26 protein-coding genes, 3 tRNA genes and 2 pseudogenes are annotated in these 26471 nt (G+C 43.0%); 21 read left to right on the plus strand and 10 right to left on the minus strand.

What is annotated here, in order from left to right:
- Nucleotides 1-80 precede the first annotated feature (80 nt).
- Nucleotides 81-896, plus strand: coding sequence for a posphoenolpyruvate synthetase regulatory kinase/phosphorylase PpsR (ppsR, locus tag EL121_RS04850; protein ID WP_039198148.1), 816 nt, complete (start codon nucleotides 81-83; stop codon nucleotides 894-896).
- Between the two features lie 202 nt (nucleotides 897-1098).
- A pseudogene (locus tag EL121_RS11780) lies at nucleotides 1099-1191 on the plus strand (ESPR domain-containing protein); the annotation flags it as partial.
- A gap of 170 nt (nucleotides 1192-1361) precedes the next feature.
- On the opposite strand, the gene EL121_RS11660 reads toward EL121_RS11780, so the two are convergent.
- The 3 genes from EL121_RS11660 to EL121_RS11670 form a co-directional block, all read right to left on the minus strand.
- Nucleotides 1362-1514, minus strand: coding sequence for a hypothetical protein (locus tag EL121_RS11660; protein WP_164997527.1), 153 nt, complete (start codon nucleotides 1512-1514; stop codon nucleotides 1362-1364).
- Nucleotides 1515-2306: 792 nt separating this feature from the next.
- The gene (locus EL121_RS11665; RefSeq protein ID WP_164997528.1) at nucleotides 2307-2747 is read right to left on the minus strand and encodes a hypothetical protein; all 441 of its coding nucleotides are present in this window, start codon (nucleotides 2745-2747) and stop codon (nucleotides 2307-2309) included.
- Between the two features lie 246 nt (nucleotides 2748-2993).
- On the minus strand, nucleotides 2994-5924 hold the full coding sequence (locus EL121_RS11670; protein WP_231554672.1) for a hypothetical protein: 2931 nt from the start codon (nucleotides 5922-5924) through the stop codon (nucleotides 2994-2996).
- Between EL121_RS11670 and EL121_RS11675 the strand changes: the two genes are divergently transcribed.
- The 6 genes from EL121_RS11675 (at nucleotide 5917) to mrcB (ending at nucleotide 13453) form a co-directional block, all read left to right on the plus strand.
- Nucleotides 5917-6456, plus strand: a complete 540-nt coding sequence (locus EL121_RS11675; protein WP_164997529.1) for a YadA family autotransporter adhesin — start codon at nucleotides 5917-5919, stop codon at nucleotides 6454-6456. The two genes, EL121_RS11670 and EL121_RS11675, sit on opposite strands and share 8 nt — an antisense overlap.
- A gap of 138 nt (nucleotides 6457-6594) precedes the next feature.
- Nucleotides 6595-7731 (plus strand): DUF2827 family protein, encoded by a 1137-nt coding sequence (locus EL121_RS04880; protein WP_039198150.1) that lies wholly within the window; start codon nucleotides 6595-6597, stop codon nucleotides 7729-7731.
- Nucleotides 7732-7891: 160 nt separating this feature from the next.
- On the plus strand, nucleotides 7892-8173 hold the full coding sequence (rpoZ, locus tag EL121_RS04885) for a DNA-directed RNA polymerase subunit omega (RefSeq protein ID WP_005625045.1): 282 nt from the start codon (nucleotides 7892-7894) through the stop codon (nucleotides 8171-8173).
- Between the two features lie 95 nt (nucleotides 8174-8268).
- Nucleotides 8269-9975 (plus strand): RelA/SpoT family protein, encoded by a 1707-nt coding sequence (locus EL121_RS04890; RefSeq protein WP_039198152.1) that lies wholly within the window; start codon nucleotides 8269-8271, stop codon nucleotides 9973-9975.
- Between the two features lie 129 nt (nucleotides 9976-10104).
- Nucleotides 10105-10962, plus strand: a complete 858-nt coding sequence (menB, locus tag EL121_RS04895) for a 1,4-dihydroxy-2-naphthoyl-CoA synthase (RefSeq protein WP_005625049.1) — start codon at nucleotides 10105-10107, stop codon at nucleotides 10960-10962.
- Nucleotides 10963-11044: 82 nt separating this feature from the next.
- Entirely contained in the window at nucleotides 11045-13453 is a 2409-nt protein-coding gene (gene mrcB, locus EL121_RS04900) for a penicillin-binding protein 1B (protein WP_039198154.1), read from the plus strand.
- Nucleotides 13454-13549: 96 nt separating this feature from the next.
- Here the strand turns inward: mrcB and ykgO are convergent, their stop codons facing one another.
- Entirely contained in the window at nucleotides 13550-13675 is a 126-nt protein-coding gene (ykgO, locus tag EL121_RS04905; protein ID WP_005599425.1) for a type B 50S ribosomal protein L36, read from the minus strand.
- Between the two features lie 3 nt (nucleotides 13676-13678).
- Complete coding sequence (locus tag EL121_RS04910) at nucleotides 13679-13954, minus strand: type B 50S ribosomal protein L31 (RefSeq protein ID WP_039198156.1); 276 nt, start codon at nucleotides 13952-13954, stop codon at nucleotides 13679-13681.
- A gap of 219 nt (nucleotides 13955-14173) precedes the next feature.
- On the opposite strand from EL121_RS04910, the gene rpe reads away from it, so the two are divergent.
- The 13 genes from rpe to EL121_RS04975 all read left to right on the plus strand — a co-directional run bounded on the left by rpe (nucleotide 14174) and on the right by EL121_RS04975 (nucleotide 21979).
- Nucleotides 14174-14848 (plus strand): ribulose-phosphate 3-epimerase, encoded by a 675-nt coding sequence (gene rpe / locus EL121_RS04915; protein WP_039198158.1) that lies wholly within the window; start codon nucleotides 14174-14176, stop codon nucleotides 14846-14848.
- A gap of 278 nt (nucleotides 14849-15126) precedes the next feature.
- Nucleotides 15127-15360, plus strand: a complete 234-nt coding sequence (acpP, locus tag EL121_RS04920; RefSeq protein WP_005599419.1) for an acyl carrier protein — start codon at nucleotides 15127-15129, stop codon at nucleotides 15358-15360.
- Between the two features lie 191 nt (nucleotides 15361-15551).
- A tRNA-Lys gene (locus EL121_RS04925) sits at nucleotides 15552-15627 on the plus strand.
- A gap of 23 nt (nucleotides 15628-15650) precedes the next feature.
- Nucleotides 15651-15726, plus strand: a tRNA-Lys gene (locus EL121_RS04930).
- 34 nt (nucleotides 15727-15760) lie between these two features.
- A tRNA-Lys gene (locus tag EL121_RS04935) sits at nucleotides 15761-15836 on the plus strand.
- Nucleotides 15837-15954: 118 nt separating this feature from the next.
- Nucleotides 15955-16989, plus strand: coding sequence for an endolytic transglycosylase MltG (gene mltG / locus EL121_RS04940; RefSeq protein WP_039198160.1), 1035 nt, complete (start codon nucleotides 15955-15957; stop codon nucleotides 16987-16989).
- A 1-nt stretch (nucleotide 16990) separates the two neighbouring features.
- Nucleotides 16991-17617, plus strand: coding sequence for a dTMP kinase (gene tmk / locus EL121_RS04945; RefSeq protein ID WP_039198162.1), 627 nt, complete (start codon nucleotides 16991-16993; stop codon nucleotides 17615-17617).
- Nucleotides 17618-17619: 2 nt separating this feature from the next.
- On the plus strand, nucleotides 17620-18603 hold the full coding sequence (locus EL121_RS04950) for a DNA polymerase III subunit delta' (protein ID WP_039198163.1): 984 nt from the start codon (nucleotides 17620-17622) through the stop codon (nucleotides 18601-18603).
- A 24-nt stretch (nucleotides 18604-18627) separates the two neighbouring features.
- Nucleotides 18628-19416 carry a TatD family hydrolase gene (locus EL121_RS04955; RefSeq protein WP_039198166.1) on the plus strand — a complete coding sequence of 263 codons (789 nt, stop codon included), beginning with the start codon at nucleotides 18628-18630 and terminating at the stop codon, nucleotides 19414-19416.
- Between the two features lie 35 nt (nucleotides 19417-19451).
- Complete coding sequence (locus EL121_RS04960) at nucleotides 19452-19976, plus strand: DUF1523 family protein (protein ID WP_014992336.1); 525 nt, start codon at nucleotides 19452-19454, stop codon at nucleotides 19974-19976.
- A gap of 66 nt (nucleotides 19977-20042) precedes the next feature.
- Entirely contained in the window at nucleotides 20043-20741 is a 699-nt protein-coding gene (gene lpxH / locus EL121_RS04965; protein ID WP_039199068.1) for a UDP-2,3-diacylglucosamine diphosphatase, read from the plus strand.
- Nucleotides 20738-21529, plus strand: coding sequence for a glycosyltransferase family 2 protein (locus tag EL121_RS04970; protein ID WP_039198168.1), 792 nt, complete (start codon nucleotides 20738-20740; stop codon nucleotides 21527-21529). Before lpxH ends, EL121_RS04970 begins: the two co-directional genes overlap by 4 nt.
- Nucleotides 21530-21592: 63 nt before the next feature.
- Nucleotides 21593-21979 carry a YbaN family protein gene (locus tag EL121_RS04975; RefSeq protein ID WP_039198170.1) on the plus strand — a complete coding sequence of 129 codons (387 nt, stop codon included), beginning with the start codon at nucleotides 21593-21595 and terminating at the stop codon, nucleotides 21977-21979.
- Here the strand turns inward: EL121_RS04975 and xerC are convergent, their stop codons facing one another.
- The 5 genes and pseudogenes from xerC to EL121_RS05000 all read right to left on the minus strand — a co-directional run bounded on the left by xerC (nucleotide 21980) and on the right by EL121_RS05000 (nucleotide 26459).
- Entirely contained in the window at nucleotides 21980-22897 is a 918-nt protein-coding gene (xerC, locus tag EL121_RS04980) for a tyrosine recombinase XerC (protein ID WP_039198172.1), read from the minus strand.
- An 89-nt stretch (nucleotides 22898-22986) separates the two neighbouring features.
- A complete protein-coding gene (locus EL121_RS04985; protein ID WP_039198174.1) occupies nucleotides 22987-23277 on the minus strand; it encodes a DUF5377 family protein in 291 nt (96 codons plus the stop codon).
- A 119-nt stretch (nucleotides 23278-23396) separates the two neighbouring features.
- Nucleotides 23397-25466 carry a glycine--tRNA ligase subunit beta gene (glyS, locus tag EL121_RS04990; RefSeq protein ID WP_039198175.1) on the minus strand — a complete coding sequence of 690 codons (2070 nt, stop codon included), beginning with the start codon at nucleotides 25464-25466 and terminating at the stop codon, nucleotides 23397-23399.
- Nucleotides 25467-25650: 184 nt separating this feature from the next.
- Nucleotides 25651-25830 (minus strand): annotated as a pseudogene (locus EL121_RS04995) (DUF559 domain-containing protein); the annotation flags it as partial.
- A 20-nt stretch (nucleotides 25831-25850) separates the two neighbouring features.
- A complete protein-coding gene (locus EL121_RS05000) occupies nucleotides 25851-26459 on the minus strand; it encodes a DUF1349 domain-containing protein (RefSeq protein ID WP_039198177.1) in 609 nt (202 codons plus the stop codon).
- Nucleotides 26460-26471: the final 12 nt, after the last annotated feature.

A 26471-nucleotide genomic window follows, 5' to 3' on the forward strand; every position in this document is an offset into this window, starting at 1 on the left:
ACAAGCGGTCTAATTTTGCCCAAATTTTGCAAAAAATCGGCTTTTTTAGACCGCTTTTCCCTATTCATTAAGGACTGATTATGCCAAATGTGCGCTATGCGTTTTTTATTTCCGACCGTACCGGAATCACCGCAGAAAACTTAGGTGACGCCCTGCTTGAGCAGTTTGCCGAAATGCAATTTAAACGCACCACTTGCCCGTTTATCGACACACCGGAAAAAGCCCATAAATTGGTCGCCGAAATTAATGCGGTAGCGGAAAAACAACCGCATCCACCGATCTTATTTATGAGCGTAGTCAATGAAGAAATCAGAGAAATTCTCAAAACCAGCAAAGGCGTTTTACTCAACTTTTTTGATACCTTTTTAGCCGTGTTAGAACAGGAATTAGGTATGCACGCCAGCCATGAAGTGGTGAGTCGTGTTCATAATGTCGAAAAATATGACGAACGTATGGAAGCGGTTAATTTTGCCCTTAATCATGATGACGGCGTTTCGGATAAAGATCTCCAACAGGCGGATGTGATCCTACTTGGCGTATCACGCAGCGGCAAAACCCCGACTTGCCTCTATCTTGCGCTACAATACGGCATTCGTGCGGCAAATTATCCGCTCACACCGGAAGATCTCGACAGCACGGAACTGCCAAGAATGGTAAAACCTTATCGTAATAAATTATACGGATTGACCATCAAACCCGACCGCTTACACGATATTCGCCAAGAACGCCGCCCGGATTCCACCTACGCAGACCTCAAAACCTGCCGCACCGAAGTATTGGAAGCCCAAGCAATGTTCCGCCGGTATAATATCCCCTACACCAACACTACCCACCAATCCGTAGAAGAACTCGCCGTCTCTATCATGCAAGCCTGCAAATTGAAGCGGAAGTTTTAACCGCTTTATCTATTATGAGCTATCCCAAATTGGCTAGCTCACTCAACAAATTGTTGTTTAATTTACAAACAAATACATTTCCAATAATTCTATTTACATAAAATTTCATCCAAATCTATACAATTAGCCGATTTTTTTCTAGATAAAAAATAAACATCTTTTTATCTAATTATATTTTTCTCTTTTTTTAAGGATGTTTTATATGAATAAAATTTTTCGTGTGATTTGGAATGAAGCAACTCAGTCATGGACGGCTGTGTCTGAATTAGCCAAAGGACATGTCAAGTCATCTTCTCAAAGCAAAGTAATTGATGAAGTTACGAACGATTACCCTACACTTAATTTATCTAAAACCAGCGCCATCACAGCTACATTTGCTATTTTAGGTGGAACCTTATTAGCGAGTGATGCATTAGCTGTTCAAGCAACTATCACAGGTAAAAGCCTAAATACAAGTGGTATGGCTTATAACGATACACAAGGTTTAGCGATTGGTTTTGGTAATGCGACTGGTAATAGCCAAGCAATTGCAATTGGTGGCGATACTATAGCACGAGGGGCAAAAGCTTCTAAGCCTGGAGCAATTGCCGTTGGCGCAGAAACTGTTGCCAGCGGCACAACTTCTGTTGCACTCGGATGGAGTGCGGATGCGACACAAGAGAATACTGTTGCTCTTGGTGCTGGTGCTCAGGCGACAACCAATAAGTCTGTTGCCCTTGGTGCAGGATCAACAACTAGAACGCCTCTACCAGAACGTCAATTACAAATGGGTCAAGATCTTGCTTTTAATACTGCCAATGGTTCTAATGGGGGGCATTTCTTTGCTGGTAATCTGCGAGCGGGAGTAGTATCCGTAGGTAATGCTCAAGAACAACGACAAATTCAATACGTTGCACCGGGTGATATATCCCAAACATCAACTGATGCGGTTAATGGTAGCCAATTATATACTGTAATCAAATATTTAGGTTTTAATGTACAAGAAAATGGTGCATCAAAAGCTCGTATCAATAACAATAATGTTGTGGACTTCCGTAATGGCAAAAATACTACAGTAACTGTTGGTACCAACGGTCGTGTGCAATATGATGTCGTAGATGCTCCAACCTTTGCAGGAAAAGTAACTGCACAAGGCGTTGATGCTGGCGGTCAAAAAATTACCAATGTTGCAGATGGTGAAATAGCACTTAATAGTAAAGATGCGGTTAATGGCCATCAAATTATCCTCCTAGAAGAAAAAGTGCAAGCGGCTACTCAAGGAGCTCAAAAAACAGCAAACGAAGCTCTAGCGACAGCAACTGATGCAGATACAAAAGCCACTGCTGCCCAAACTGCAGCAAATGAAGCCAAAAATGCGGTTGCAACTAAGGCAGATTCAAGTCGCGCGTATTCATTTAACGTAAAAAATGCTCAAGCCAAACAAACCTCTACTGATGGAGTTGCGGATAATTGGACATTATCAACAGACGATAGCCTAACATTTGGTGCTACAAGCGATCTAGAAGTTTCTACCAATGGCACAGGTAATATCGTATATGGTTTAGCTGAAACCACAAAAAATACTATTAAAGCAGCAAAAGATACTGCGGATGCTGCTAAAGCAACAGCAGACACTGCCAAAGCAACCGCTGATACTGCCAAAGCAACCGCTGATACTGCTAAAACAACGGCGGATACAGCCAAAGCAACCGCTGATACTGCTAAAACAACTGCGGACACTGCTAAAACAACGGCGGATACAGCCAAAGCAACCGCTGATACTGCTAAAACAACGGCGGATACAGCCAAAGCAACCGCTGATACTGCTAAAACAACTGCTGATACAGCTAAAACAACTGCGGATACAGCCAAAGCAACCGCTGATACAGCTCAACAAACTGCAACTGAAGCTAAAAATACAGCAACAGCAGTAAGTGCAGCTATGTCAAATAAAGCAGATACTAGTCGAGCATATAGATTTAATATCGAAAATGCTCAAGCTGAACAAGCTAATAAAAATGGTCAAGCCGAAGGTTGGGATCTATCTAAAGACGACAGTATTACTTTCGCCGCAACATCTGATTTAACTGTATCAACTGACGCCACAGGAAAAATTGTTTATGGTTTATCACAAACCGCAAAAACTGCCATTTCTGCAGCTTCTGATGCAGCTAAAACAGTAACAGATAACTTAGCCAAGATCGAAGATTCGGTAAAAGAAGCGAAAGATGCAGCAACTGCTGCTAAAGCCTCTGAAACCAAAGCTGAAGCAGCTAAAAATGCTGCTGAAACTGCTGCAACAGCTGCGGCAAGTTCGGCAACGGCGGCGGATAGTTCAGCAACTAAAGCGGATTCTTCTGCAAGTGCCGCTTCAAGCTCAGCTTCAGCTGCGGCAAGTTCAGCAACTGCAGCAGATAGCTCAGCGACTAAGGCTGATTCGTCTGCAAGTGCCGCTTCAAGCTCAGCTTCAGCTGCAGCAAGTTCGGCAACGGCGGCAGATAGCTCTGCAACTAAAGCGGATTCTTCTGCAAGTGCCGCTTCAAGCTCAGCATCAGCTGCGGCAAGTTCAGCAACTGCAGCAGATAGCTCAGCGACTAAAGCGGATTCTTCTGCAAGTGCTGCTTCAAGCTCTGCGTCAGCTGCGGCAAGTTCAGCAACTGCAGCAGATAGCTCGGCGACTAAGGCTGATTCTTCTGCAAGCGCCGCTTCAAGCTCTGCGTCAGCTGCGGCAAGTTCAGCAACGGCGGCAGATAGCTCAGCGACTAAGGCTGATTCTTCTGCAAGTGCCGCTTCAAGCTCAGCTTCAGCTGCGGCAAGTTCAGCAACTGCAGCAGATAGCTCAGCGACTAAGGCTGATTCGTCTGCAAGTGCCGCTTCAAGCTCAGCTTCAGCTGCAGCAAGTTCGGCAACGGCGGCAGATAGCTCTGCAACTAAAGCGGATTCTTCTGCAAGTGCCGCTTCAAGCTCAGCATCAGCTGCGGCAAGTTCAGCAACTGCAGCAGATAGCTCAGCGACTAAAGCGGATTCTTCTGCAAGTGCTGCTTCAAGCTCTGCGTCAGCTGCGGCAAGTTCAGCAACTGCAGCAGATAGCTCGGCGACTAAGGCTGATTCTTCTGCAAGCGCCGCTTCAAGCTCTGCGTCAGCTGCGGCAAGTTCAGCAACGGCGGCAGATAGCTCAGCGACTAAGGCTGATTCGTCTGCAAGTGCCGCTTCAAGCTCAGCTTCAGCTGCGGCAAGTTCAGCAACTGCAGCAGATAGCTCAGCGACTAAGGCTGATTCGTCTGCAAGCGCCGCTTCAAGCTCTGCGTCAGCTGCAGCAAGTTCGGCAACGGCGGCAGATAGCTCTGCAACTAAAGCGGATTCTTCTGCAAGTGCCGCTTCAAGCTCTGCGTCAGCTGCGGCAAGTTCTGCAACTGCAGCAGATAGCTCGGCGACTAAGGCTGATTCTTCTGCAAGCGCCGCTTCAAGCTCTGCGTCAGCTGCGGCAAGTTCAGCAACGGCGGCAGATAGCTCGGCAACTAAAGCGGATTCTTCTGCAAGTGCTGCTTCAAGCTCTGCGTCAGCTGCGGCAAGTTCTGCAACTGCAGCAGATAGCTCGGCAACTAAGGCGGATTCGTCTGCAAGCGCCGCTTCAAGCTCTGCGTCAGCTGCGGCAAGTTCTGCAACTGCAGCAGATAGCTCGGCGACTAAGGCTGATTCTTCTGCAAGTGCCGCTTCAAGCTCTGCGTCAGCTGCGGCAAGTTCAGCAACTGCAGCAGATAGCTCAGCGACTAAGGCTGATTCGTCTGCAAGTGCCGCTTCAAGCTCTGCGTCAGCTGCGGCAAGTTCAGCAACGGCGGCAGATAGCTCAGCGACTAAGGCTGATTCGTCTGCAAGTGCCGCTTCAAGCTCTGCGTCAGCTGCGGCAAGTTCTGCAACTGCAGCAGATAGCTCGGCGACTAAGGCTGATTCTTCTGCAAGCGCCGCTTCAAGCTCTGCGTCAGCTGCGGCAAGTTCAGCAACGGCGGCAGATAGCTCAGCGACTAAGGCGGATTCGTCTGCAAGTGCCGCTTCAAGCTCTGCGTCAGCTGCGGCAAGTTCAGCAACGGCGGCAGATAGCTCAGCGACTAAGGCTGATTCGTCTGCAAGTGCCGCTTCAAGCTCTGCGTCAGCTGCGGCAAGTTCTGCAACTGCAGCAGATAGCTCAGCGACTAAGGCTGATTCGTCTGCAAGTGCCGCTTCAAGCTCGGCGTCAGCTGCGGCAAGTTCGGCAACGGCGGCAGATAGCTCTGCAACTAAAGCGGATTCGTCTGCAAGTGCGGCTTCAAGCTCTGCGTCAGCTGCGGCAAGTTCGGCAACGGCGGCAGATAGCTCGGCGACTAAGGCTGATTCTTCTGCAAGCGCCGCTTCAAGCTCGGCTTCAGCTGCGGCAAGTTCGGCAACGGCGGCAGATAGCTCTGCAACTAAAGCGGATTCGTCTGCAAGTGCGGCTTCAAGCTCTGCGTCAGCTGCGGCAAGTTCTGCAACGGCGGCAGATAGCTCGGCGACTAAGGCTGATTCTTCTGCAAGCGCCGCTTCAAGCTCGGCTTCAGCTGCGGCAAGTTCCGCAACGGCGGCAGATAGCTCAGCGACTAAGGCTGATTCGTCTGCAAGCGCCGCTTCAAGCTCTGCGTCAGCTGCAGCAAGTTCGGCAACGGCGGCAGATAGCTCTGCAACTAAAGCGGATTCGTCTGCAAGTGCGGCTTCAAGCTCTGCGTCAGCTGCGGCAAGTTCGGCAACTGCAGCAGATAGTTCAGCGACTAAAGCAGATTCGTCTGCAAGTGCGGCGTCAAGCTCAGCATCAGCTGCAGCAAGTTCAGCAACGGCGGCAGATAGCTCAGCGACTAAAGCGGATTCTTCTGCAAGTGCCGCTTCAAGTTCGGCTTCGGCTGCGGCAAGTTCTGCAACTGCAGCAGATAGCTCAGCAACTAAAGCTGAACAAGCAGAACAACGTATGAAGAAAGATTTTGAATCTACAAATACTGGCGAAACTACAGATAAGCTAGGTGAAAAATCTACTCGTATGGGCAATAATGCTACAGCGAAAGGTAACCGAGCAACTGCAGCAGGTGCTGATGCTAGCGCAACAGGTGATAAATCAACTGCTATCGGTCAGAATGCAAATGCTAAAGCTAAAAATTCTGTAGCATTAGGTTCTGATTCTGTTGCGGATGAAGACAATACTATTTCCGTAGGTTCTAAAGGAAACGAGCGCCGTGTGACTAACGTCGCTCGAGGTGTCAAACCAACTGATGCGGTAAATAAAGCTCAGCTAGATGAAGTAAAAGGTGATGTCGGTCAAATTAGAAAAGACCTTCGTAAGACGGATCGCAAACTTCGAGCGGGTATTGCGGGAGCAGTGGCTGTAGCCAATATCCCACAAGTTACTAAAGCTGGCGGTACAATGGTTGGTGCAGGCGTTGGTAACTATAATGGTCAGAGTGCTGTAGCAGTCGGTTTCTCTCGCCTATCTGATAACAATAGAGTTATTATTAAAGGTAGTGCAGGAGCAACAACCCAAGGTGACTTTAATGTTGGTGCCGGTATCGGTTATCAATGGTAAGGTAATATAATCATTTAAATACAGAAAATAGATCTCGCTCATTTATTGAGCGAGATTTTTCATATAATAAAATAAATATTTAATCTAAATATATTGATAATATCGATATATTTAGATTGAAGATTGATAGAGGTTATTATGAGTAGGAAATATAAAATTGGTATTACTTTTAATTTAGAAAGTTCTGTTACCGATATTTGGGCAAATGGCGCAAATCAAAACATTATATTTCTATATCAATTATTTAGTCATTCTAACATTGTGGAAAACGTTGTATTGGTCTCTTGGGGGCCAGAAAAAAGAACAACGCCACCGGATGGTTTTATGTTAGATAAACTGAATCTTAAATTTGCCTATATTGATGATGTAATTGATGAATTAGATGTATTAATTGAAGGAACATTAGTCATAGAGCCTCATCATGTCGAAAAAATGCATGGGCATAATGGAAAAGTCGTTTGCTATAAAATTGGCAATGATTTTATTATGGATATGGAAAATTTCTTATTTGAGAAAAAAAGTGGACGTGTATTTAATGGCACGCACTTCGATAGTGTTTGGATGATTCCTCAACATGAAAATACCTGCCATTCTTATTTTTCTATTATGTATCGCTGTAACTCTTACATCGTACCAGCTATTTGGGCTCCTACATTCTGCGATCAAGTTATTAAACGCTTAAAAGAAAAACATAATCTAGAATTCGGCTATAAACCGACTTATTTATCAGAAAAAAGAATAGCATCATTTGAAGCCAATATTAATATAGTAAAGACAAGTTTTATCCCCGTATTAATTTGTGAACAAGCATATCGAACTGCGCCTGAAAAAATTAAACATGTCTATTTATGTAATACTTATGAAAAACGTAATAACCCAACATTCTTTAATTTTATTGGTAGAACAAATCTTGTTAAGAATAAAATAATGACTGTCGAAGGTCGTTATCAAATGCCGGATTTCTTAACTCGTTATGTAGATATTGTGGTAAGTCATCAATGGGAAAACGGCTTAAATTACGCCTATAATGATGCTTTATATGGTGGTTATCCATTTATCCACAATTCTAAATTACTACCGAAGGGTGTCGGATATTATTATGATCAATTTGATGCTTTTGACGGTGCAAAAGTATTATTGGATGTTATTGATAATCACGATAAAGACCATGAAGCTTATGTAAAACGAGCTAATGAATATTTGGATTCGTTACTCCCGACTAATCCCGTAAATATTTATTTATATGAAAAAGAAATAAAAAGATTATTTGAATAAAGAAGATTCCATTTCTTAAAATATCTTCCAATAAATACAAGCGGTCAAATTTGATAAAGTTTTTGCAAATCTGGTCGCTTGCATTGTAAGCAGGGACGAATTTCTGTATAATCTGTCGTCTTTTTATAAACGAAATTCGCAAAAACTCTGGAGTAACAAAATGGCTCGTGTAACCGTACAAGAAGCAGCAGATAGAATCGGCAACCGTTTCGACTTAATTTTGACCGCGGCACGCCGTGCAAGACAATTACAACTTCACGTTCGTGAACCACTTGTGCCTGAAGAAAATGATAAACCGACGGTTATCGCATTACGTGAAATCGAAAAAGGTTTAATCAATAGTCAGATCATGGATCAATTAGAAAACAATGATGCGATCCAACAAGAAGTTGCTGAACAAGAAGCGATCTCTTTCTTAGCAGATGTTCAAGCTAACGCTTAAGATCAAATTTATTCAATATTTAGATGGATAATTGAAAATAAATAGTAGTACTATCTATTGTCAATTATCCATTTTTCATTATATCGAGGTGTACCGTGTATCTTTTTCAACCGTTAGATAGCATTATTCAGGGCTATTTACCTGCTGATAAAATCGAGCTGGTAAAGCGTGCCTTTGTGATTGCGCGTGATGCGCACGAGGGGCAAACTCGCTCAAGCGGAGAGCCTTACATTACTCACCCTGTAGCAGTGGCATCCATTATTGCGGAAATGAAACTCGACCACGAAGCGGTAATGGCGGCACTGTTACACGATGTGATTGAAGATACACCTTACACGGAAGAACAGCTTGCAGCCGAATTTGGTGCGAGTGTTGCGGAAATTGTGCAAGGCGTTTCCAAGCTGGATAAATTAAAATTCCGTACTCGCCAAGAAGCACAGGTTGAAAATTTCCGCAAAATGATTTTGGCGATGACCAAAGACATTCGAGTGGTGTTAATCAAACTGGCTGACCGTACCCATAATATGCGTACACTGGGTGCGTTACGTCCGGACAAACGCCGCCGTATTGCGAAAGAAACGCTTGAGATTTACAGTCCGTTAGCACATCGTTTAGGCATTGAGCATCTCAAAAACGAATTGGAAGATCTCTGCTTCCAAGCGATGCACCCTCATCGTTATCGTGTCTTACGTATGGCGATTGATATGGCGCGCGGTACTCGCCAAGACCTTATTTCGACCATTTCTCACGAAATTCAATCACGTTTAGACGAAGCCGGTATCAAAGGCCGTGTTTATGGTAGAGAAAAACATCTCTACTCGCTTTATGAAAAAATGCGTCAACGCGACCAACATTTCCATTCCATTTTAGATATTTATGCGTTTAGAGTGGTGGTGGAAAACCTAGATAATTGCTACCGTGTGTTGGGGCAAATGCACTCGCTGTACAAGCCTCGCCCTTATAAAATTCGTGACTATATTGCCGTGCCGAAAAGCAACGGTTATCAGTCATTACATACCTCAATGATTGGGCATAAAGGCGTGCCGATTGAAGTACAAATTCGTACCGAAGATATGGATTTAATGGCGGAACTCGGCGTGGCGGCTCATTGGCGTTATACCGAAGATCAAACCACTGCAACCAGCGTACAACAAAAAGCGCAACAATGGCTGCGCAGTATTATCGAGCTGCAACAAAGCGCCGGTAACTCGGATGAATTTATTGAGAACGTTAAATCCGACCTTTTCTCTGATGATATTTATGTGTTTACGCCTAAAGGTCGTATTGTAGAATTGCCGGCAAAAGCAACCGCTATCGACTTTGCTTATGCGGTTCACTCGGATATTGGTGATCGTTGTGTCGGCGCAATCGTAGATCGCAATCCGTATCCGATTTCACAACCGCTGCAATCGGGGCAAACGGTTGAAATTCTGACCGAACAAGGTAAACGTCCAAGCCCGTCTTGGCTGACGTTTGTGGTCAGTGCCAAAGCCCGTTCTAAAATTCGTGCCGCACTGAAACATTTAGATAATATTGATCAGATTGCGGATGAAGCAGTGAAGCCGGAACATTTGGATATTGATATCGAATTGGAAATCAAAGACCAGCCGGGCGTATTGGCAAGTCTAACCAATGCGATCGCTTCAATGAACAGCAATATCGGCACAGTAGAAAGCCGTCCGAACGGCACGGGTAATTACCAAGTGAAAATGCGTATTTCCGTAACGGATAACGCTCATCTTTATGTAGTGATTCAGAAGCTAACCAAAGTAAACGGCGTCGTTCGTGTCACAAAAGCCTAATCGTCTCTAAACATAAGCGGTGGATTTTTGTAAATTTTTTACAAAATTTGACCGCTTATTTTCTCGTTAATCCCTCTCAATTCGGCTATAATTGCCCGAATTTTTTATACACATTAAAAAGGAACTCCAATGTTATATCCAAGCGAAGAATTTCTTTATGCACCAGTTACATGGGTAGATCACAGCGAAGGTTACACTGACATTCGTTACCACAAATCAACTGATGGTATTGCAAAAATTACCATCAATCGTCCTGAAGTACGTAACGCATTCCGTCCACAAACGGTTAAAGAAATGATCCACGCTTTCGCCGATGCTCGCTTTGACGAAAAAATCGGTGTGATTGTGCTAACCGGTGAAGGTGAATATGCATTCTGTGCCGGCGGTGACCAAAAAATTCGTGGTGACTACGGCGGTTATAAAGATGATAGTGGTGTACATCACTTAAACGTGTTGGAGTTCCAACGTGATATTCGTACTTGTCCGAAACCGGTTGTTGCAATGGTAGCAGGTTATGCGGTAGGTGGCGGTCACGTATTACATATGATGTGTGACTTAACGATCGCAGCCGATAACGCAAAATTCGGTCAAACCGGCCCGAAAGTGGGTTCATTTGACGGTGGCTGGGGCGCAAGCTATATGGCTCGTATCGTAGGTCAGAAGAAAGCACGTGAAATCTGGTTCTTATGCCGTATGTACGATGCACAAGAAGCATTAAATATGGGCTTAGTAAACACAGTTGTACCTTATGCGGATCTTGAAAAAGAAACCGTACGTTGGTGTCGTGAAATGTTACAAAACAGTCCAATCGCATTACGTTGCTTAAAAGCGGCATTAAATGCGGACTGTGACGGTCAAGCCGGTCTTCAAGAATTAGCAGGTAACGCGACGATGTTGTTCTATATGACGGAAGAAGGTCAAGAAGGTCGTAACGCTTTCAACGAAAAACGTGAACCTGACTTCAGTAAATTTAAACGTAATCCGTAATTACACCTACTATTGCCTCCCTGCTAACAGGGAGGCTCTAACAAGCGGTCTAATTCGCTGACTTTTTTGCAAATAATTTTCTATGTCAAATACCCAAACCGAACCTCAAACGCCAAAACAAGAAGATAAACAGCTAAAGAAAAAACCGTTCTTTATTCCGACCTGTCTTAAACTAGGTCTTGTCGGTGCTTGCTTTGCCGCATTTTACGGGATTTATCTCGACGGGCGTATTCGAGCCAAAATGGACGGTCAAGTATGGCAATTGCCGGCAGAAGTTTATAGCCGCATTGAAAGCATCAGTGTTGAAGATAAGTTATCGCTTGAAGCAACCAAACAAGCGTTGCTCGATAACGGCTACCGCCAAGTTTCTCAAATTGCCACGCCAGGCGATTTTAAAATTGAAAACAATACACTCGTATTGTTACGCCGTGCTTTCCCGTTTCCTGAAACACCGGAAGCACAGCGTGTATTACGTTTACGTTTTGAAAACGACAAGCTATCGCACATCGAAGATTTAGTGCAACGCCGATTAATCAATGAGTTTCGACTCGACCCGAAATTAATCGCTATGCTGCATTCGGATAATGACGAAGAACGCCAAGCGTTACGTTTACAACAATACCCTTACTTCTTAATTCAGGCGTTAATTCTGACCGAAGATAAACGTTTCTATCAGCATGACGGTATCAGCCCGATGGGTATCGCCCGTGCGTTACTGGCAAACTATCAAGCTGGGAGAACAGTACAAGGCGCAAGTACACTTACCCAACAATTAGTCAAAAACTTGTTCTTAACCAGTGAAAAGACGATTGTACGTAAAGTGAATGAAGCGCTGATGTCGCTGATTTTGGATTTCCGCTACGAAAAGAACCGTATCTTAGAAACCTATCTGAATGAAATTTATTTAGGTCAAAATGGCAGTTATCAGGTACATGGATTTGCTTTGGCGAGCCAATTCTATTTCGGTCGCCCAATCCAAGAAATTACCCCGTCACAAATGGCGTTATTAGTTGGTATGGTAAAAGGACCTTCCCTCTATAATCCGTGGCGTCATCCGGAAGCGGCTCTTGAGCGCCGCAATGTCGTATTAAAATTATTACTTGAAAATCAAGCTATTACCCAAGCGGAATATGAATTATTAGTGAAACAACCGCTCGGAGTAAAAGAAAAAGGCAGCATTTATCGTCAGCAACCTGCGTTTATGCAAGCACTCAATCTCGATCTGAAAACAGAGTTAGGTGAAAGTAAATATGCACAACTGTCCGGTGCTAGAATTTTCACAACCTTAGATCGCAAACAACAGCGTTCTGCCGAACAGGCGGTAATTAACGGCTTAGAATCACTGGAAGCTTCGAATAGTAAAATCAAAGATTTACAATCTGCGATTGTGGTTGCCGAATATAAAACCGGTAAGGTTCGTGCGATTGTTGGTGACCGTTTAACTCAATTTGCCGGCTTTAACCGAGCAATTCAGACTAAACGTCAGATCGGTTCATTGGTGAAGCCTTCAATTTATGCGATTGCACTTTCGGATCCGAATAATTTCCGATTAAATACACCGATTCAGAATAAACCGATTACGATTTATACCAAGGGTTCTCCGCCATGGACACCGAAAAACTACGATAAAAAATTCAGCGGCTCGGTGATGTTAATGGATGCGTTAGTGCGTTCATTAAATATTCCGACCGTGAATATCGGTATGAAAGTCGGTTTAAAGAAAGTGATTGCGAAGCAAAAAGAAATGGGTTGGGACAAAGCGGATATTCCGGCTTACCCTTCTATGTTGTTAGGCTCGTACTCTATTTCACCGTACGATGTGACAAAGTCTTATCAAGTCCTGGCAAATAACGGTTTAAAAACACCGTTAACCACGATTGAATCGATTACGTCTCACGATGGTAGTCCGCTTTATCAACGTAACGTTGAAGAAGTGAGCCAACAAGTATTAGCGCCGGAAGCCGCAATCCAAACCTTATATGCGATGCAGCAAGTCGTGGAACGTGGTACTGCCCGTAGCTTGCAAAATGAATTTGCGCATTTGCATTTAGCCGGCAAAACCGGGACAACCAATAATGCGCGCGATACTTGGTTTGTTGGGGTGGACGGCGAAAACGTAACTACCGTGTGGTTGGGTAAAGATAACAACACCGATACCAACTTGACTGGTTCTAGCGGTGCGTTATTCGTCTATAGACAATACTTAGAACGTGCATTGCCTACGGCGTTTAAATTACCGAAATCGAAGAATTTGCAATGGGTAGGTATTAACGGCTACGGTACGATTAATTGTGATCCGAATCGCCAAATTCCGATGTGGCGTGACCGAGGACAACATTATTGCACCAGTGCTGGAAATATTGTTGAGGCAAGCAAACCGACCGTATTAGATGCGATTTCACTCAATAAGAGTAAAACGGAAAATACTAAAGCGGATGTAGCGGAAGATCAACAAGCCCTTCCAACCGAAGAAATTGCACCGACCGAATAACAAGCGGTTAAAAAAGACGATTTTTTTGCAAAAGTATAAAAAAAAGCATATTCAATTCGCTGAATATGCTTTTTTACGTTATGTCATGTAAAAAAATTAGCGTTGGCGAGCTTTAAAACGAGGGTTGCTTTTGCAAATCACGTAAAGTTTGCCTTTACGACGCACAATCTGGCAATCCGGGTGACGTGTCTTTGCCGTTTTCAATGAGTTTAAAATTTTCATATCTTATCCTTCTTTTTTAGCCGTTAAACCAGCCATACCTTTAAAGCGTTCGTTAAATTTACTTGCTCGACCTTCCGTATTCACTTCACGACGTTTACCTGTATAAACAGGATGTGATGCAGATGATGTATCTAATGGATAAAACGGATATTCTTTACCGTCTTCCCAAACCATCGTTTTACTAGTTGCAGCACAAGAACGAATAACCCAGCCCATTTGTACCGAGCTGTCATAAAACAATACTTCACGATAATTTTCAGGGTGAATCCCTTTTTTCATAATTAAAATCCTCCAGGAGTTTATTTATTTCCATAAATAAAAAGTGGATATATCCTACCTGAGAACTATTTTTATTTCTATAATTTTTTTATGGATATTATTCATTTGACTATTTTTTGTGCTAAATGCTAAAAGTGCGACTTAGATCGCCTTTTCTTTTCACATTTTATGGTAGGCTATGTTTTAAAATCGATTGACTATTATTTATAAGGATAAAACATGGCTCAACAACCGTTTTTAATCGCCCCGTCCATTCTCTCCGCCGATCTCGCTCGTTTAGGCGATGATGTTGCGGAAGTACTAAAAGCCGGTGGTGACATTATTCATTTTGATGTAATGGATAACCATTTTGTGCCGAATCTGACTTTTGGTCCGGCAATCTGTAAAGCATTACGTGATTACGGCATCACTGCAGAAATTGACGTTCATTTAATGGTAAAACCGGTCGAACGTTTAATTCCGGATTTTGCCAAAGCGGGCGCAAACTATATTACCTTCCATCCGGAATCGACCGATCATATCGATCGCACTTTGCAAATGATCCGTGATCTTGGCTGTAAATCGGGTTTAGTGTTCAATCCAGCAACACCGCTAAGCTATTTAGATTATGTGATGGATAAAGTGGATATGATTTTGCTGATGGGTGTGAACCCTGGTTTCGGCGGACAAAAATTTATCCCGGCAACCTTAGAAAAACTGCAAGAAGCTCGTCGTCGAATCGATAAAAGCGGCTACCCTATCCGTTTAGAAATTGATGGTGGCGTAAAAATCGAGAATATCGCAGAAATCGCTAAAGCGGGAGCCGACACTTTCGTTGCCGGATCCGCTATTTTTGACCAACCCGACTATAAAGCGGTTATCGATCAAATGCGCGCCGAATTAGCACAAATTTAAGGCGATAAACGGTTCTATTTTGCAAAAAATTGCTGAAAACGAACCGCTTAATAGTGAGAAAATCACTTACAAACCGTAATACGCTATGGATAAAGCCTATTCATAATGTTAGAATATCGATCGCTTTTTTGTCCGATTACTACGGATAAACAATTTTAGTTCTTGTGTGAGAAAATTTAGGCTGGTTTGACCTTTTTTGAAAAGCGTTGAATTTAGCGTTTTTTTCTTTACACTATTTAACTCTCGCACTTAAGCGAATTTCACATAGGAAAAACAAAATGAGCATTGAAGAACGCGTAAAAAAAATCATCGTTGATCAATTAGGTGTTAAAGCTGAAGACGTTAAACCAGAAGCTTCATTCATTGAAGATTTAGGTGCAGACTCTTTAGACACTGTTGAGTTAGTGATGGCTTTAGAAGAAGAATTCGATATCGAAATTCCAGATGAAGAAGCTGAAAAAATCACAACAGTTCAATCAGCGATTGACTACGTGACAAAAGCTAACGCATAATTTCGAATGAGGCGGTCAAATGACCGCCTTATTTTTTGCCTAAATGACTGCAATTTTTCCGTGCCATTCAAATAGATTGTTCAAAAATAATCAAAATCGTTTACAAACCATTCAAACAAGATAAATTTGCCAAAAAGCACTTGACCATTTTTTTTAAATCCGTATTATATGCGCCTGTTACGCAACGTTAAGGGTCGTTAGCTCAGTCGGTAGAGCAGCGGACTTTTAATCCGTTGGTCGAAGGTTCGAATCCTTCACGACCCACCATTTAACTTGCGATACCTTCTAAAGGGTCGTTAGCTCAGTCGGTAGAGCAGCGGACTTTTAATCCGTTGGTCGAAGGTTCGAATCCTTCACGACCCACCACTTTAGAACTTACCAAATCAGTCCAATCTGAAATGGGTCGTTAGCTCAGTCGGTAGAGCAGCGGACTTTTAATCCGTTGGTCGAAGGTTCGAATCCTTCACGACCCACCACTTTTACTTCCTTACAAATTTTATTAAAAAAATCACCGCTTGTTTTGTGTTTATAGTGTAAAATTCATAACATTTTTACTGCAATTATTCAACACATCATTTATAGCGAATTTATTTAATGATCAAAAAATTTCTTATTTCACTCGGCTTAATCGGCATTATCGCTTTAGGCGGTGCATTCTACGGCTATCAAAAACTCTCTGATTTAGCAAAACATCCAATCACCGCTAAAGCAGATCAATTCTTTCTGTTAGAAAAAGGCACATCCAGCCAAAAACTGGCGCAATTACTGGAAGAACAAGGTATCGTTAATCATGATGATGTTAACCTGCTCCCCTACCTTATGCGCTTTAAACCGGAACTCAGCAAATTCAAAGCGGGAACTTACTCACTGAACGGACTGAATACGGTTGAAGATTTGCTGAAACATTTCAGTTCCGGCAAAGAAGTACAACTTAACGTACAGTTTATCGAAGGAAAAACCTTTAAGGTTTGGCGTGAACAATTGGCGCAAGCAAGTTATATGCAACATACGTTAAACGGAAAATCCGAAGCGGAAATCGCTCAACTGCTTGGTATTGCCCATGAGAAACTCGAAGGCTGGATTGCCCCGGATACCTATAGTTATGTTCCGAACTCAAACGATTTGGAATTACTTAAACGAGCTTATCAAAAGCAACAAAAAGCATTGGATAACGCTTGGCAAAATCGTGCGGAAAATCTACCGCTTGCAAGCCCGTATGAAATGCTGATTTTGGCTTCTATCGTGGAAAAAGAAACTGCTGTTGCGAGTGAGCGCCCACAAGTGGCTTCTGTGTTTATTAATCGCCTCAGATTAAAAATGAAATTGCAAACCGACCCAACCGTAATTTACGGCATGGGTGACCGTTACAACGGTAATATTCGTCGCAAAGATTTAGAGGAAGCAACGCCTTATAATACTTATGTGATTGACGGCTTACCGCCAACCCCGATTGCAATGCCAAGCGAAGCGGCATTAAAAGCAGTTTCACAACCAGATAATACGCCGTATCTCTATTTTGTAGCAGACGGCAGCGGCGGACACAAATTTAGTAAAACCTTAAACGAACACAATCAAGCGGTTCGTGAATGGATCAAGATTGAACGAAACAAGAGACTTGAGAAAAAATAAGATGCGTGGAAAATTTATTGTTCTGGAAGGTTTAGAAGGTGCAGGTAAAACAACCGCACACCAAGTGATTTTGGCTCAGCTGGAAAAAGCAGGCAAAACCGTGGTACAAACCCGAGAACCCGGCGGCACACCGCTCGCAGAAAAATTACGTCATTTAATCAAACATGAAACCGAAGAAGCGGTTAGCGATAAAGCCGAATTACTGATGTTATATGCGGCACGTATTCAATTAGTTGACAACGTGATTAAACCGGCATTGGCAGAGGGCAAATGGGTGTTGGGCGATCGTCACGATATGTCTTCTCAGGCTTATCAAGGTGGTGGACGTCAAATTGATCGTCTCTTACTCGAAACCTTAAAAGAAACCGTACTAGGCAAATTTGAGCCGGATCTGACCATTTATCTTGATATCGATCCTGCGGTCGGTTTAGCTCGCGCACGTGGTCGAGGCGAATTGGATCGCATTGAACAGCAAAGTCTCGATTTCTTTTATCGCACACGTCAACGTTATTTGGAACTGACGCAAAATAACGAGAAAGCAGTGATCATCAATGCGGAACAATCTATCGAACAAGTTGCCGCAGATATTCAACAAGCGGTCGAAAACTTCTTAAAAATTGCAAAATAAATATGCTATATCCTTGGCTTCAACACACTTATCAACAACTGACAGAATCCTTTTTGCATGGGCGTGGTCATCACGCCCTGTTATTTAAAACCGATTCGGGTTTAGGCACAGAAACACTTATTCGCCATTTTGCACATTGGCTACTTTGCCAAAATCCGCACGACGAACAAGCCTGTCAACAATGTAAAAGTTGTTTATTGACCGCTGCCGGAAACCACCCTGATTTTCATCTTTTAGAACCGATTGACGGTAAAGATATCGGTATCGATCAAGTACGTGAAACCAACGCCAAATTGCAAAACTTCTCGCAACAAGGCGGCAATGCGGTGGTATATATTAGAGGGGCGGAACGCTTAACCGAAGCAAGTAGCAATGCGTTACTAAAAACGCTCGAAGAACCGCATAACAGCGTATATTTTCTGCTTGAAGCACCGTTGCAAGGTGCGATGCTCCCAACGATTCAAAGCCGCTGCCAAACGTGGCTAATTCATCCGCCGGAAACAGATATTGCGTTAGATTGGTTGCAAGCAAACTGTAGCAGTGTTGATTTTGCTTCCTGTGAAATTGCAATGCGTTTATGTCATCAACGCCCGCTGATTTGCAAAACTTTTTTAGAAAATGACCGCTTGCAAGCCCGTAAAACCTTTTTGCAAACCTTTTGGCGCTTCTTTAAAAGCCGAGATGTATTGCTACTCTTTACCGCATTCGATAAAGAAAAGGAACTGGTATTGCAGCAATTAGAATGGTTGGATAGCTTTTTTGCCGATGCGTTAAAAGCCAAAATGGATATCGCCGTCGGTTGGACAAATCCGGATTTACAAGCCGGTATTCTGCCATTTAGCCAACAACTCTCCGCCCAAGCGCTGCTAAAAGGTCACCAAATTCTGCAGCAAACCTGCCAAGACTTACAACAAGTAAATGCGGTTAATTTGGAATTGATGTTACTTAACTGCCTGACACGACTCGTGTTAGAGGTGTTCGAGTAATTGCTTTATAAAAAGGAAAAAACATTGAAAGACTTATTTATTATCGACTCACATTGTCATTTAGATGCTTTAGATTATGAAACTCGCCATAAAAATGTGGACGAAGTCATCGAAAATGCTAAAGCGCGTGGCGTACATCATTTTATTTCGATTTGTACTACACTCGGACGTTTTGAAGCGATGAAAGCCTTAACTGTGCATCGTAATGATGTCTCGCTTTCTTGTGGCGTTCACCCGCTGAATGTCGAAGAAGAGCCATTTGATTACGACAAATTACTTGCCTTTGCACAAGATGAAAAAGTGGTTGCGATTGGTGAAACCGGTTTGGATTACTACTACACGCCGGAAACCAAAGCATTACAACAATCGCTGTTTTCGCAACAAATTGAAATTGCTAATAAAGTGAATAAACCGCTTGTTATCCATACTCGTTCAGCGCGTCAAGACACAATGGATATGCTGATTGCAGGCAAAGCGGAGAATTGCGGCGGCGTGCTGCACTGCTTTACCGAAGATTGGGATATGGCAAAACGTGCATTAGATATCGGTTTCTATATCTCGATTTCAGGCATTATTACCTTCCGTAATGCGGAAGAATTACGCGATGTGGTACGTAAAGTGCCGCTCGATCGTTTATTAGTAGAAACCGATTCGCCTTATCTCGCACCAATCCCATACCGTGGTAAGCCGAATCAACCAGCTTACGTGCGTGAAACTTGTGAGTATCTTGCCGCACTAAAAGGCGTTTCAACGGAAGAATTAGCTCGCATTACTACCGAAAATGTGCAAAACTTATTCAAGATTAAACTCTAATCTATTAAAGTTAAAGGTTAAATAAAGGAACTCGAATGAAAGCGATTTTAAAATATTTTCTGATTCTCGTCTCACTCTCATTTTTTATTGTGTTGGGCGGTGCGGTCAATTATGCGATGCCAAGCTATGAAACAACCACTGTAACAGGAATGGAAGTTCGCCGTATGGATAAAGACGGTATCATCAGTAAAGCAAACCCTGCTGATGGCGAAGTTCGTGATGTTTACTTCCTCTTTACTGAAAATCCAGAAACGAAAAAAGTGATGGTATATCGTAACGAAGATACCGGTTGGGGTTTACCACCTTATTTCAAATTCGGTTCTGCCGATATTCAAGCCAAAGCCCAAGCGTATGCGAATGAAAAACAACTGGTGCAAATTAAATATTACGGCTGGCGAATCAATTTCTTAAACGAATTTAGAAACATTGTGTCAATCAAACCGTTAGCCGAAGGCGAAAGCAGCTCAATGCCGATTTTCAGTTATATTCTATACGGCGTATTAGCACTGCTCTTCTTCCTCTCCATTCAATTTATTCGTGGCATCTTCCGTAGCGAATAACCTATTCCAAGCGGTTCAATTTTGCTAAAATTTTGCAAATTGAACCGTTTTTTTATTGCGAGCAAAATGATTTATTTTATTGCAGACCTACACCTCAACGAGGCACAACCTCAGATCACCGAACACTTTTTGCAATTTATGCGACAAAAAGCACCGCTTGCGGAAAGTATGTATATCTTAGGTGATTTCTTTGATTTTTGGATTGGTGATGATGAACAATCCGAGCTTATCGACCAAGTGAAAAATGCCCTAAAAACCCTCACTACAAGCGGTGTAAAATGTTATTTTATTTGCGGAAACCGTGATTTCTTATTAGGCAAACGCTTCGCGCAAGAAACCGGTATTGAAATTCTGCCCGATTATTACCTGCTCAATTTATACGGTCACAAAACGCTGATTTGCCACGGTGACACTCTGTGTATTGATGATGTGAAATACCAACAATTCCGCCGTAAAGTCCATCAGAAATGGCTGCAGTGGTTATTTTTACGTTTACCGCTCTCATTACGCATCCGTATCGCTCAGAAAATTCGTGCCAAAAGCAAACAAGATAAACAATCTAAATCCGCTGATATTATGGATGTGAATCCGGCATTTACCGCCGAAATGGTAAAACGCTTTGACGCAACTTATCTGATTCATGGCCACACCCACCGCCAAGCGGTGCATTCTGAGGCGAAATTTACCCGCATCGTCCTCGGTGACTGGAAAGCGGATTACGCTTCCGTTTTAAAATTTGATGAACAGGGATTTGAGTTTATATGATAGATGTGATTATTCCTTGCTATAACGCCGAACAGACGTTAGTGCGTGCGGTACAAAGTGCGTTAAACCAACCGGAATTAGGCACGTTATGGCTAATTGACGATGCCTCAACCGATAATACGCTAGCACTGGCTCAACATCTACAAGCGCAAGTACCGCATAAAATTCGTGTCGAACCAATGCCGAAAAATGGCGGTGTTGCTAAAGCTAGAAATTGGGGCGCATTACAAAGCGAAGCTGACTTGATCGCTTTTTTAGACGCAGATGATACCTACGAAGATCATGCCTTACAAATTGCCGAAGGCATTTTCACTTTCCGGCCGGAAATCAGTGTGGTACGCCTTGCGCTAAAACCGATGGGATTACATGAACGTTATACATCTCATCCTAACTTTGAATACGCATGGCAACATATGCGAATGACCGGCGCAGGGAATACCGTGTTTCGCCGTGCATTCTTTCTGGCTTGCGGCGGCTTTCCGCAACACCAACTTTTCCGAGAATTAGGTGGTGAAGACGGCGCTTTAGGTATTGCCACCACACAAATTAGTACGGTTGCTACGGCATTTAATGATGCCGGCGTGTTACATTATTGTCATGATGGAATGCATGCAGAACGCTTATTAGATGCCATCTTATTTGATAAAACGCCCGAAGGGGTAACCGCAGAAAAAATAGCTGAAGCACAAGCGGTAACAGATAAGATTTGTGAACAAATCAATCAGCTGAAAAATTGTCTTGAAACGAAAAAGATAGGAATAAAACCATTAAATATTCAGTGGAATTAGTTGAAAATTCGCTAAAATAGGTCTAGTATTTGCGTTTGAGACTAATTATCAAATGTAATAACTATGAGACTATTTTATATCGCTATCGGCTTTTTATGTATCGGGCTGGGGATTTTAGGCGCTATTTTACCTGGCCTACCGACTACGCCTTTTTTGTTACTTGCACTTTTCTGCTTTAGTAAAAGCTCGCCTCAGTTACAACAATGGTTTATGCGCACCAAAATCTATCAAAAATATTTAAAAGATTATGATGAAAAACGTGCGATGACGATGAAACAAAAGATTACCATCTTAATGATTTCAGCACCATTCTGCCTGTTCTCATTTTTCGTATTACCGAATATTTGGGGCAAACTGGCATTAGTTGCCGTGGTTATTTGCCAGTATTGGTATTTCTTGTGCAAAATGGAAACATTGCCTGCCGAAACCCAAACACGTTCAAACGCTTAACTATTCCTCTTCTTTTTTGCGTCTCGCTCTCGGGTGAGCCGCATCATAAATTTGTGCAAGATGTTGGAAATCTAAACTGGTATAGATTTGAGTAGTTGATAAACTGCTATGTCCCAATAATTCTTGTACTGCACGTAAATCGCCGCTCGCTTCCAACATATGAGTGGCAAATGAATGACGTAATTTATGCGGATGTAAATGCGTTTCTAATCCTTGCTTTTTGCCCCATTTCTGCATCGCAAGTTGAATCGAACGGTGTGATAATCTTCCGCCCCGTTTATTTAAAAAAACCGCATTATCTTGCGGGTTAAAATCATGTCGTACCTCAAGCCAAGCTTGCAATGCTTGTAAAGCTTTTGTGCCGATCGGCAAAATGCGTTCTTTATTGCCTTTACCTAACACCTTCACTTCACGTGTAGCTAAATCCATATCACCAAGATCCAAACCTTGTAATTCGGATAAACGTAATCCGGAACTGTACATTAATTCCATCATCGCCAAATCACGTAACTCAAGCGGTTCGCTCGCTTCCACATTGAATAATAGCCCAACTTGTTCCGCATCAATATTTTTCGGTAGATGCTTGCCAACTTTCGGCGATTTAATGCCTAATGCCGGATTCACCGTCATTTGTTCTTGTTGAACTAAATAGTTAAACCACTGACGCAACGCCACCAAACGCAAACCGATACTTTTAGCACTCAGCCCTTGCTTATGGCTTTGAGTAAGCATCCAACGCACAGCGGCTGAATTAACCTCTTGCCAAGCACTGATCCCCGCCTGACTAAACATTTCACTAACCGCTAATAACTGGCGCTGATAATTGCTTAGAGTATGCGGGCTGGCTTGCTTTTCAATACGCAAGTAATCCCAATACGGTTTAGTTTGCAGATAAAGGGGGTTTTGTGAATTTAGCATAATGGTAAAACGTAGAAAGGACTGAATGGAGGAGAAAAACAAGCGGTCAAATTTGCAAAATTTTTTACAAATATCACCGCTTGTTCCAATTAAGCTAGTTTAAGTTGACCGATACGTACACCAACATTACCTAACGCCACCGGGCTTAAATAGTCGCCCAAAAATTCAAAAAGTTCGTTTACATCGGTAAAGCTACGCTGAATTTTGACATCTTCTTCTACTTTACGCGTAAACTCATAACAAACGTTGTCACCATCAATCTTCACTTCTAAGGTAATGAACACCGTTTCAAAAAAATGATTTACATTACCCTCTTCACCCGGATCACTGACACGTACGTTCCAATGATTACTAAATAAAATTTCGGTTTTTACTGACATATTGCTTCCTTATTATCGCTGTGTTTGCTAGAAATTTAATAGAGATCGGATTAGCGATTAGCCTTTACCCATTCTGTCTAAAATTAGACCGCTTAAACAAGCGGTCTAATTTAAACTCATTATTGTAAAACGGAAATATCCGCTACTTGTAAGAACAAGTTACGTAAATTATTCAAAATCGCTTGGCGATTACGGCGAAGTGCTTCGTCTTCCGCATTTACCATCACTTTTTCAAAGAAATTATCTACCGTTTCACGTAAGCTCGCTAAACGATCAAGCGCAACTTGGTATTCGCCATTTTCGAATTTCGGTGCAAGTTCTGCTTGTAACGCAAGTACTTGTTCTGCCAGAGCTTTTTCTTCTGCTTCAACTAATAATGAACGATCAATTTCTGTTGAAATTTCACCTTCCACTTTCGCTAAAATATTGCTTACACGTTTATTCGCTGCCGCTAACGCTTCCGCTGAATCTAAAGTACGGAAATGCGACACTGCACGCACACGAGCGTCAAAATCTGCTGGGCGAGTTGGACGGCGAGCCAATACCGCTTGGATAACGTCCACCGCAATACCTTCATCTTGATACCACGCACGGAAACGACCGAGCATAAAGTCCACTACATCTTCAACTACATTTGCATTGGTCAATTTATCACCGAATAATGCAGCCGATTTACGCACTAAATCTTCTAAATCAAGCGGTAAATTTTTCTCCACGATAATACGGAGCGAGCCTAATGCTGCACGACGTAGTGCGAATGGGTCAGCACTGCCTTTCGGCGCTTGACCGATACCGAAAATCCCCGTGAGCGTGTCGAATTTGTCCGCTAATGCTACTGAGCAAGCAACTAACGATTTCGGTAATTCATCGCCAGCGAAACGTGGCATATATTGCTCGTTCAACGCCACTGCCACTTCTTCATCTTCGCCATCGTGGCGCGCATAGTGCATACCCATTACGCCTTGCGTGTCGGTAAACTCAAACACCATATTGGTCATCAAGTCGCATTTAGAAAGTAAGCCCGCACGTTCCGCTTTCGTTTTATCTGCACCGATTTGCGCTGCGATTTCGCCTGCTAATGCTTCGATACGAGCGGTTTTATCACGTAACGTACCTAACTGTTGTTGGAACAACACGGTTTCAAGGCGTGGTAAGCGATCTTCTAAACGCTGTTTTAAGTCTGTTTTGAAGAAGAATTCCGCATCGGTTAAACGTGGACGAACCACTTTTTCGTTACCTTCGATGATTGCTGTTGGATCTTCCGGGTTGATGTTCGACACAAAGATAAAGTGCGGTAATAATTTGCCCTCTTTATCATAGATCGGGAAGTATTTTTGGTCGCCTTTCATGGTGTAAACCAAGGCTTCCGCAGGCACGGCAAGGAAACGCTCTTCAAATTTTGCGGTTAATACGTTCGGAAACTCAACCAATGAAGTCACTTCATCTAATAAGTCTTCTTCGATGTCTGCCACACCACCTAAAGCGGTCGCTTTTTCTTGCGATTTTGCAAGAATCAACGCTTTACGCTCGTTGAAGTCGGCAACTACCATACCTTTTTCACGTAATGCAGTAAGGTATTCATCTGCATGTGAAATGGTAAATTCACGCTCGCCTAAGAAACGGTGTCCACGTACTACATTAGCGATTTTCACGCCTAAAATTTCGCCTTCGATGAGCTCACCACCAAAGAATAAGGTAACCGTATGCACAGGGCGCACGAATTGCTCGGTTTTATCGCCCCAACGCATCATTTTTGGAATCGGTAAATTCGCTAAAGAACGAGAAATAATGTCCACCAATAAATTTTTAGTCGGCTGACCTTCAATCACCGCACGGTGAACTAACCATTCGCCTTTATCGGTTGCAATACGATCCGCCTGATCAACGGTAATACCACAGCCTCTCGCCCAGCCTTCCGCCGCTTTGGTCGGCTTGCCGTCTGCGTCAAACGCCGCCGACACCGCAGGACCACGTTTCTCAATTTCTTTGCTTGGTTGAGCGGTCGCTAAACCTAACACCTTCACCGCTAAACGACGTGGTGCTGCAAACCATTCCACTTTCTCGAATGATAAACCCGCTTGGTTTAATTCGTTTTCTACATTCTCCGCAAATGCGGTCGCTAATTTTTTGAGTGCCTTCGGTGGCAACTCTTCAGTGCCGATCTCGGCGAGGAAGTTTTGTGTTGTCATTTTTTATCTCTTAAAATTTTATATAAGTTCGTTTTTTTGAATTCTGTCAAATTCCTCACACTAACGTGTAAGGTTAGGCATTGTGTGGTTGCGCCACAACCTAGCTTGTCGCAGAGCGACAACATTATTCTTAACCTAGTACGTAAATGCTAGAATACAAAAGTTAATCGTTCTCTCGCACTCTCAACTTCGCTTTCGGGCAGTAAAAATCCATAATGTAATTTAGCAACGGCTTTTGGCGATTAAAACGAAAACCCCAAAGCTAATCTCAGTTTATCCGTTACCACAATTTCCGTTCTGCATCTGTTTGATCAGAACGCAATTTTTGTGAAAGTGGTTTTGGTAATTTCGAGTAAAGTCGCATTTAGCCCTTTCTCGCAGAATTTAATCATCAGGGAGTTGCCCTACGTGGGCTTGCCACTCACAAGCGGTTATTCTTAAATCGGTAAATACCGCTTTAAATGAGGAATTTTCAGGACTACAGGCATAAACACCGAAGTGGATTTTCCCTGTGGCATTTGCCATATGGCAAATTCGCATTTGGCTGAAATTCACGCCGTCTGGCGAACATTCAATACGAAAATCTTGTCCCCTACGGCTAAGGCGATACCACATTGCTTTTACACTTGCGGGAATTTCTGTGGTTGCCCAATCGGAATAACCTTGATTGGTTACCACCGAACCTAAATGCTGAAAATCGCCATTTTCATATTCCACCGAGGCTTTGAGCCAATTTTCGCTATCGAGATACATCACCACACCGCATTGGTCAAAGCGGTGTTGGCTACCTGAAAAATCCGTTTTTACCACAAAAGAAAAGTACTGCTCTTCCGTGTCGATTTGTAGCATTGGGGCATTATCATTTTTGAAATGATAATAAGTTTTCTGCCACAAATCGGTGTGCGGTTCGGTGGTGATTTCGATTTTTTCTTCGCTAATGGCATAAAATTTCGGCTTGTTCCACCACGTTAATTTACTGCTCTCAAACTGCATTTTCCGGCTCAT

Source organism: Actinobacillus equuli, from assembly GCF_900636745.1.
Taxonomy (GTDB): domain Bacteria; phylum Pseudomonadota; class Gammaproteobacteria; order Enterobacterales; family Pasteurellaceae; genus Actinobacillus; species Actinobacillus equuli.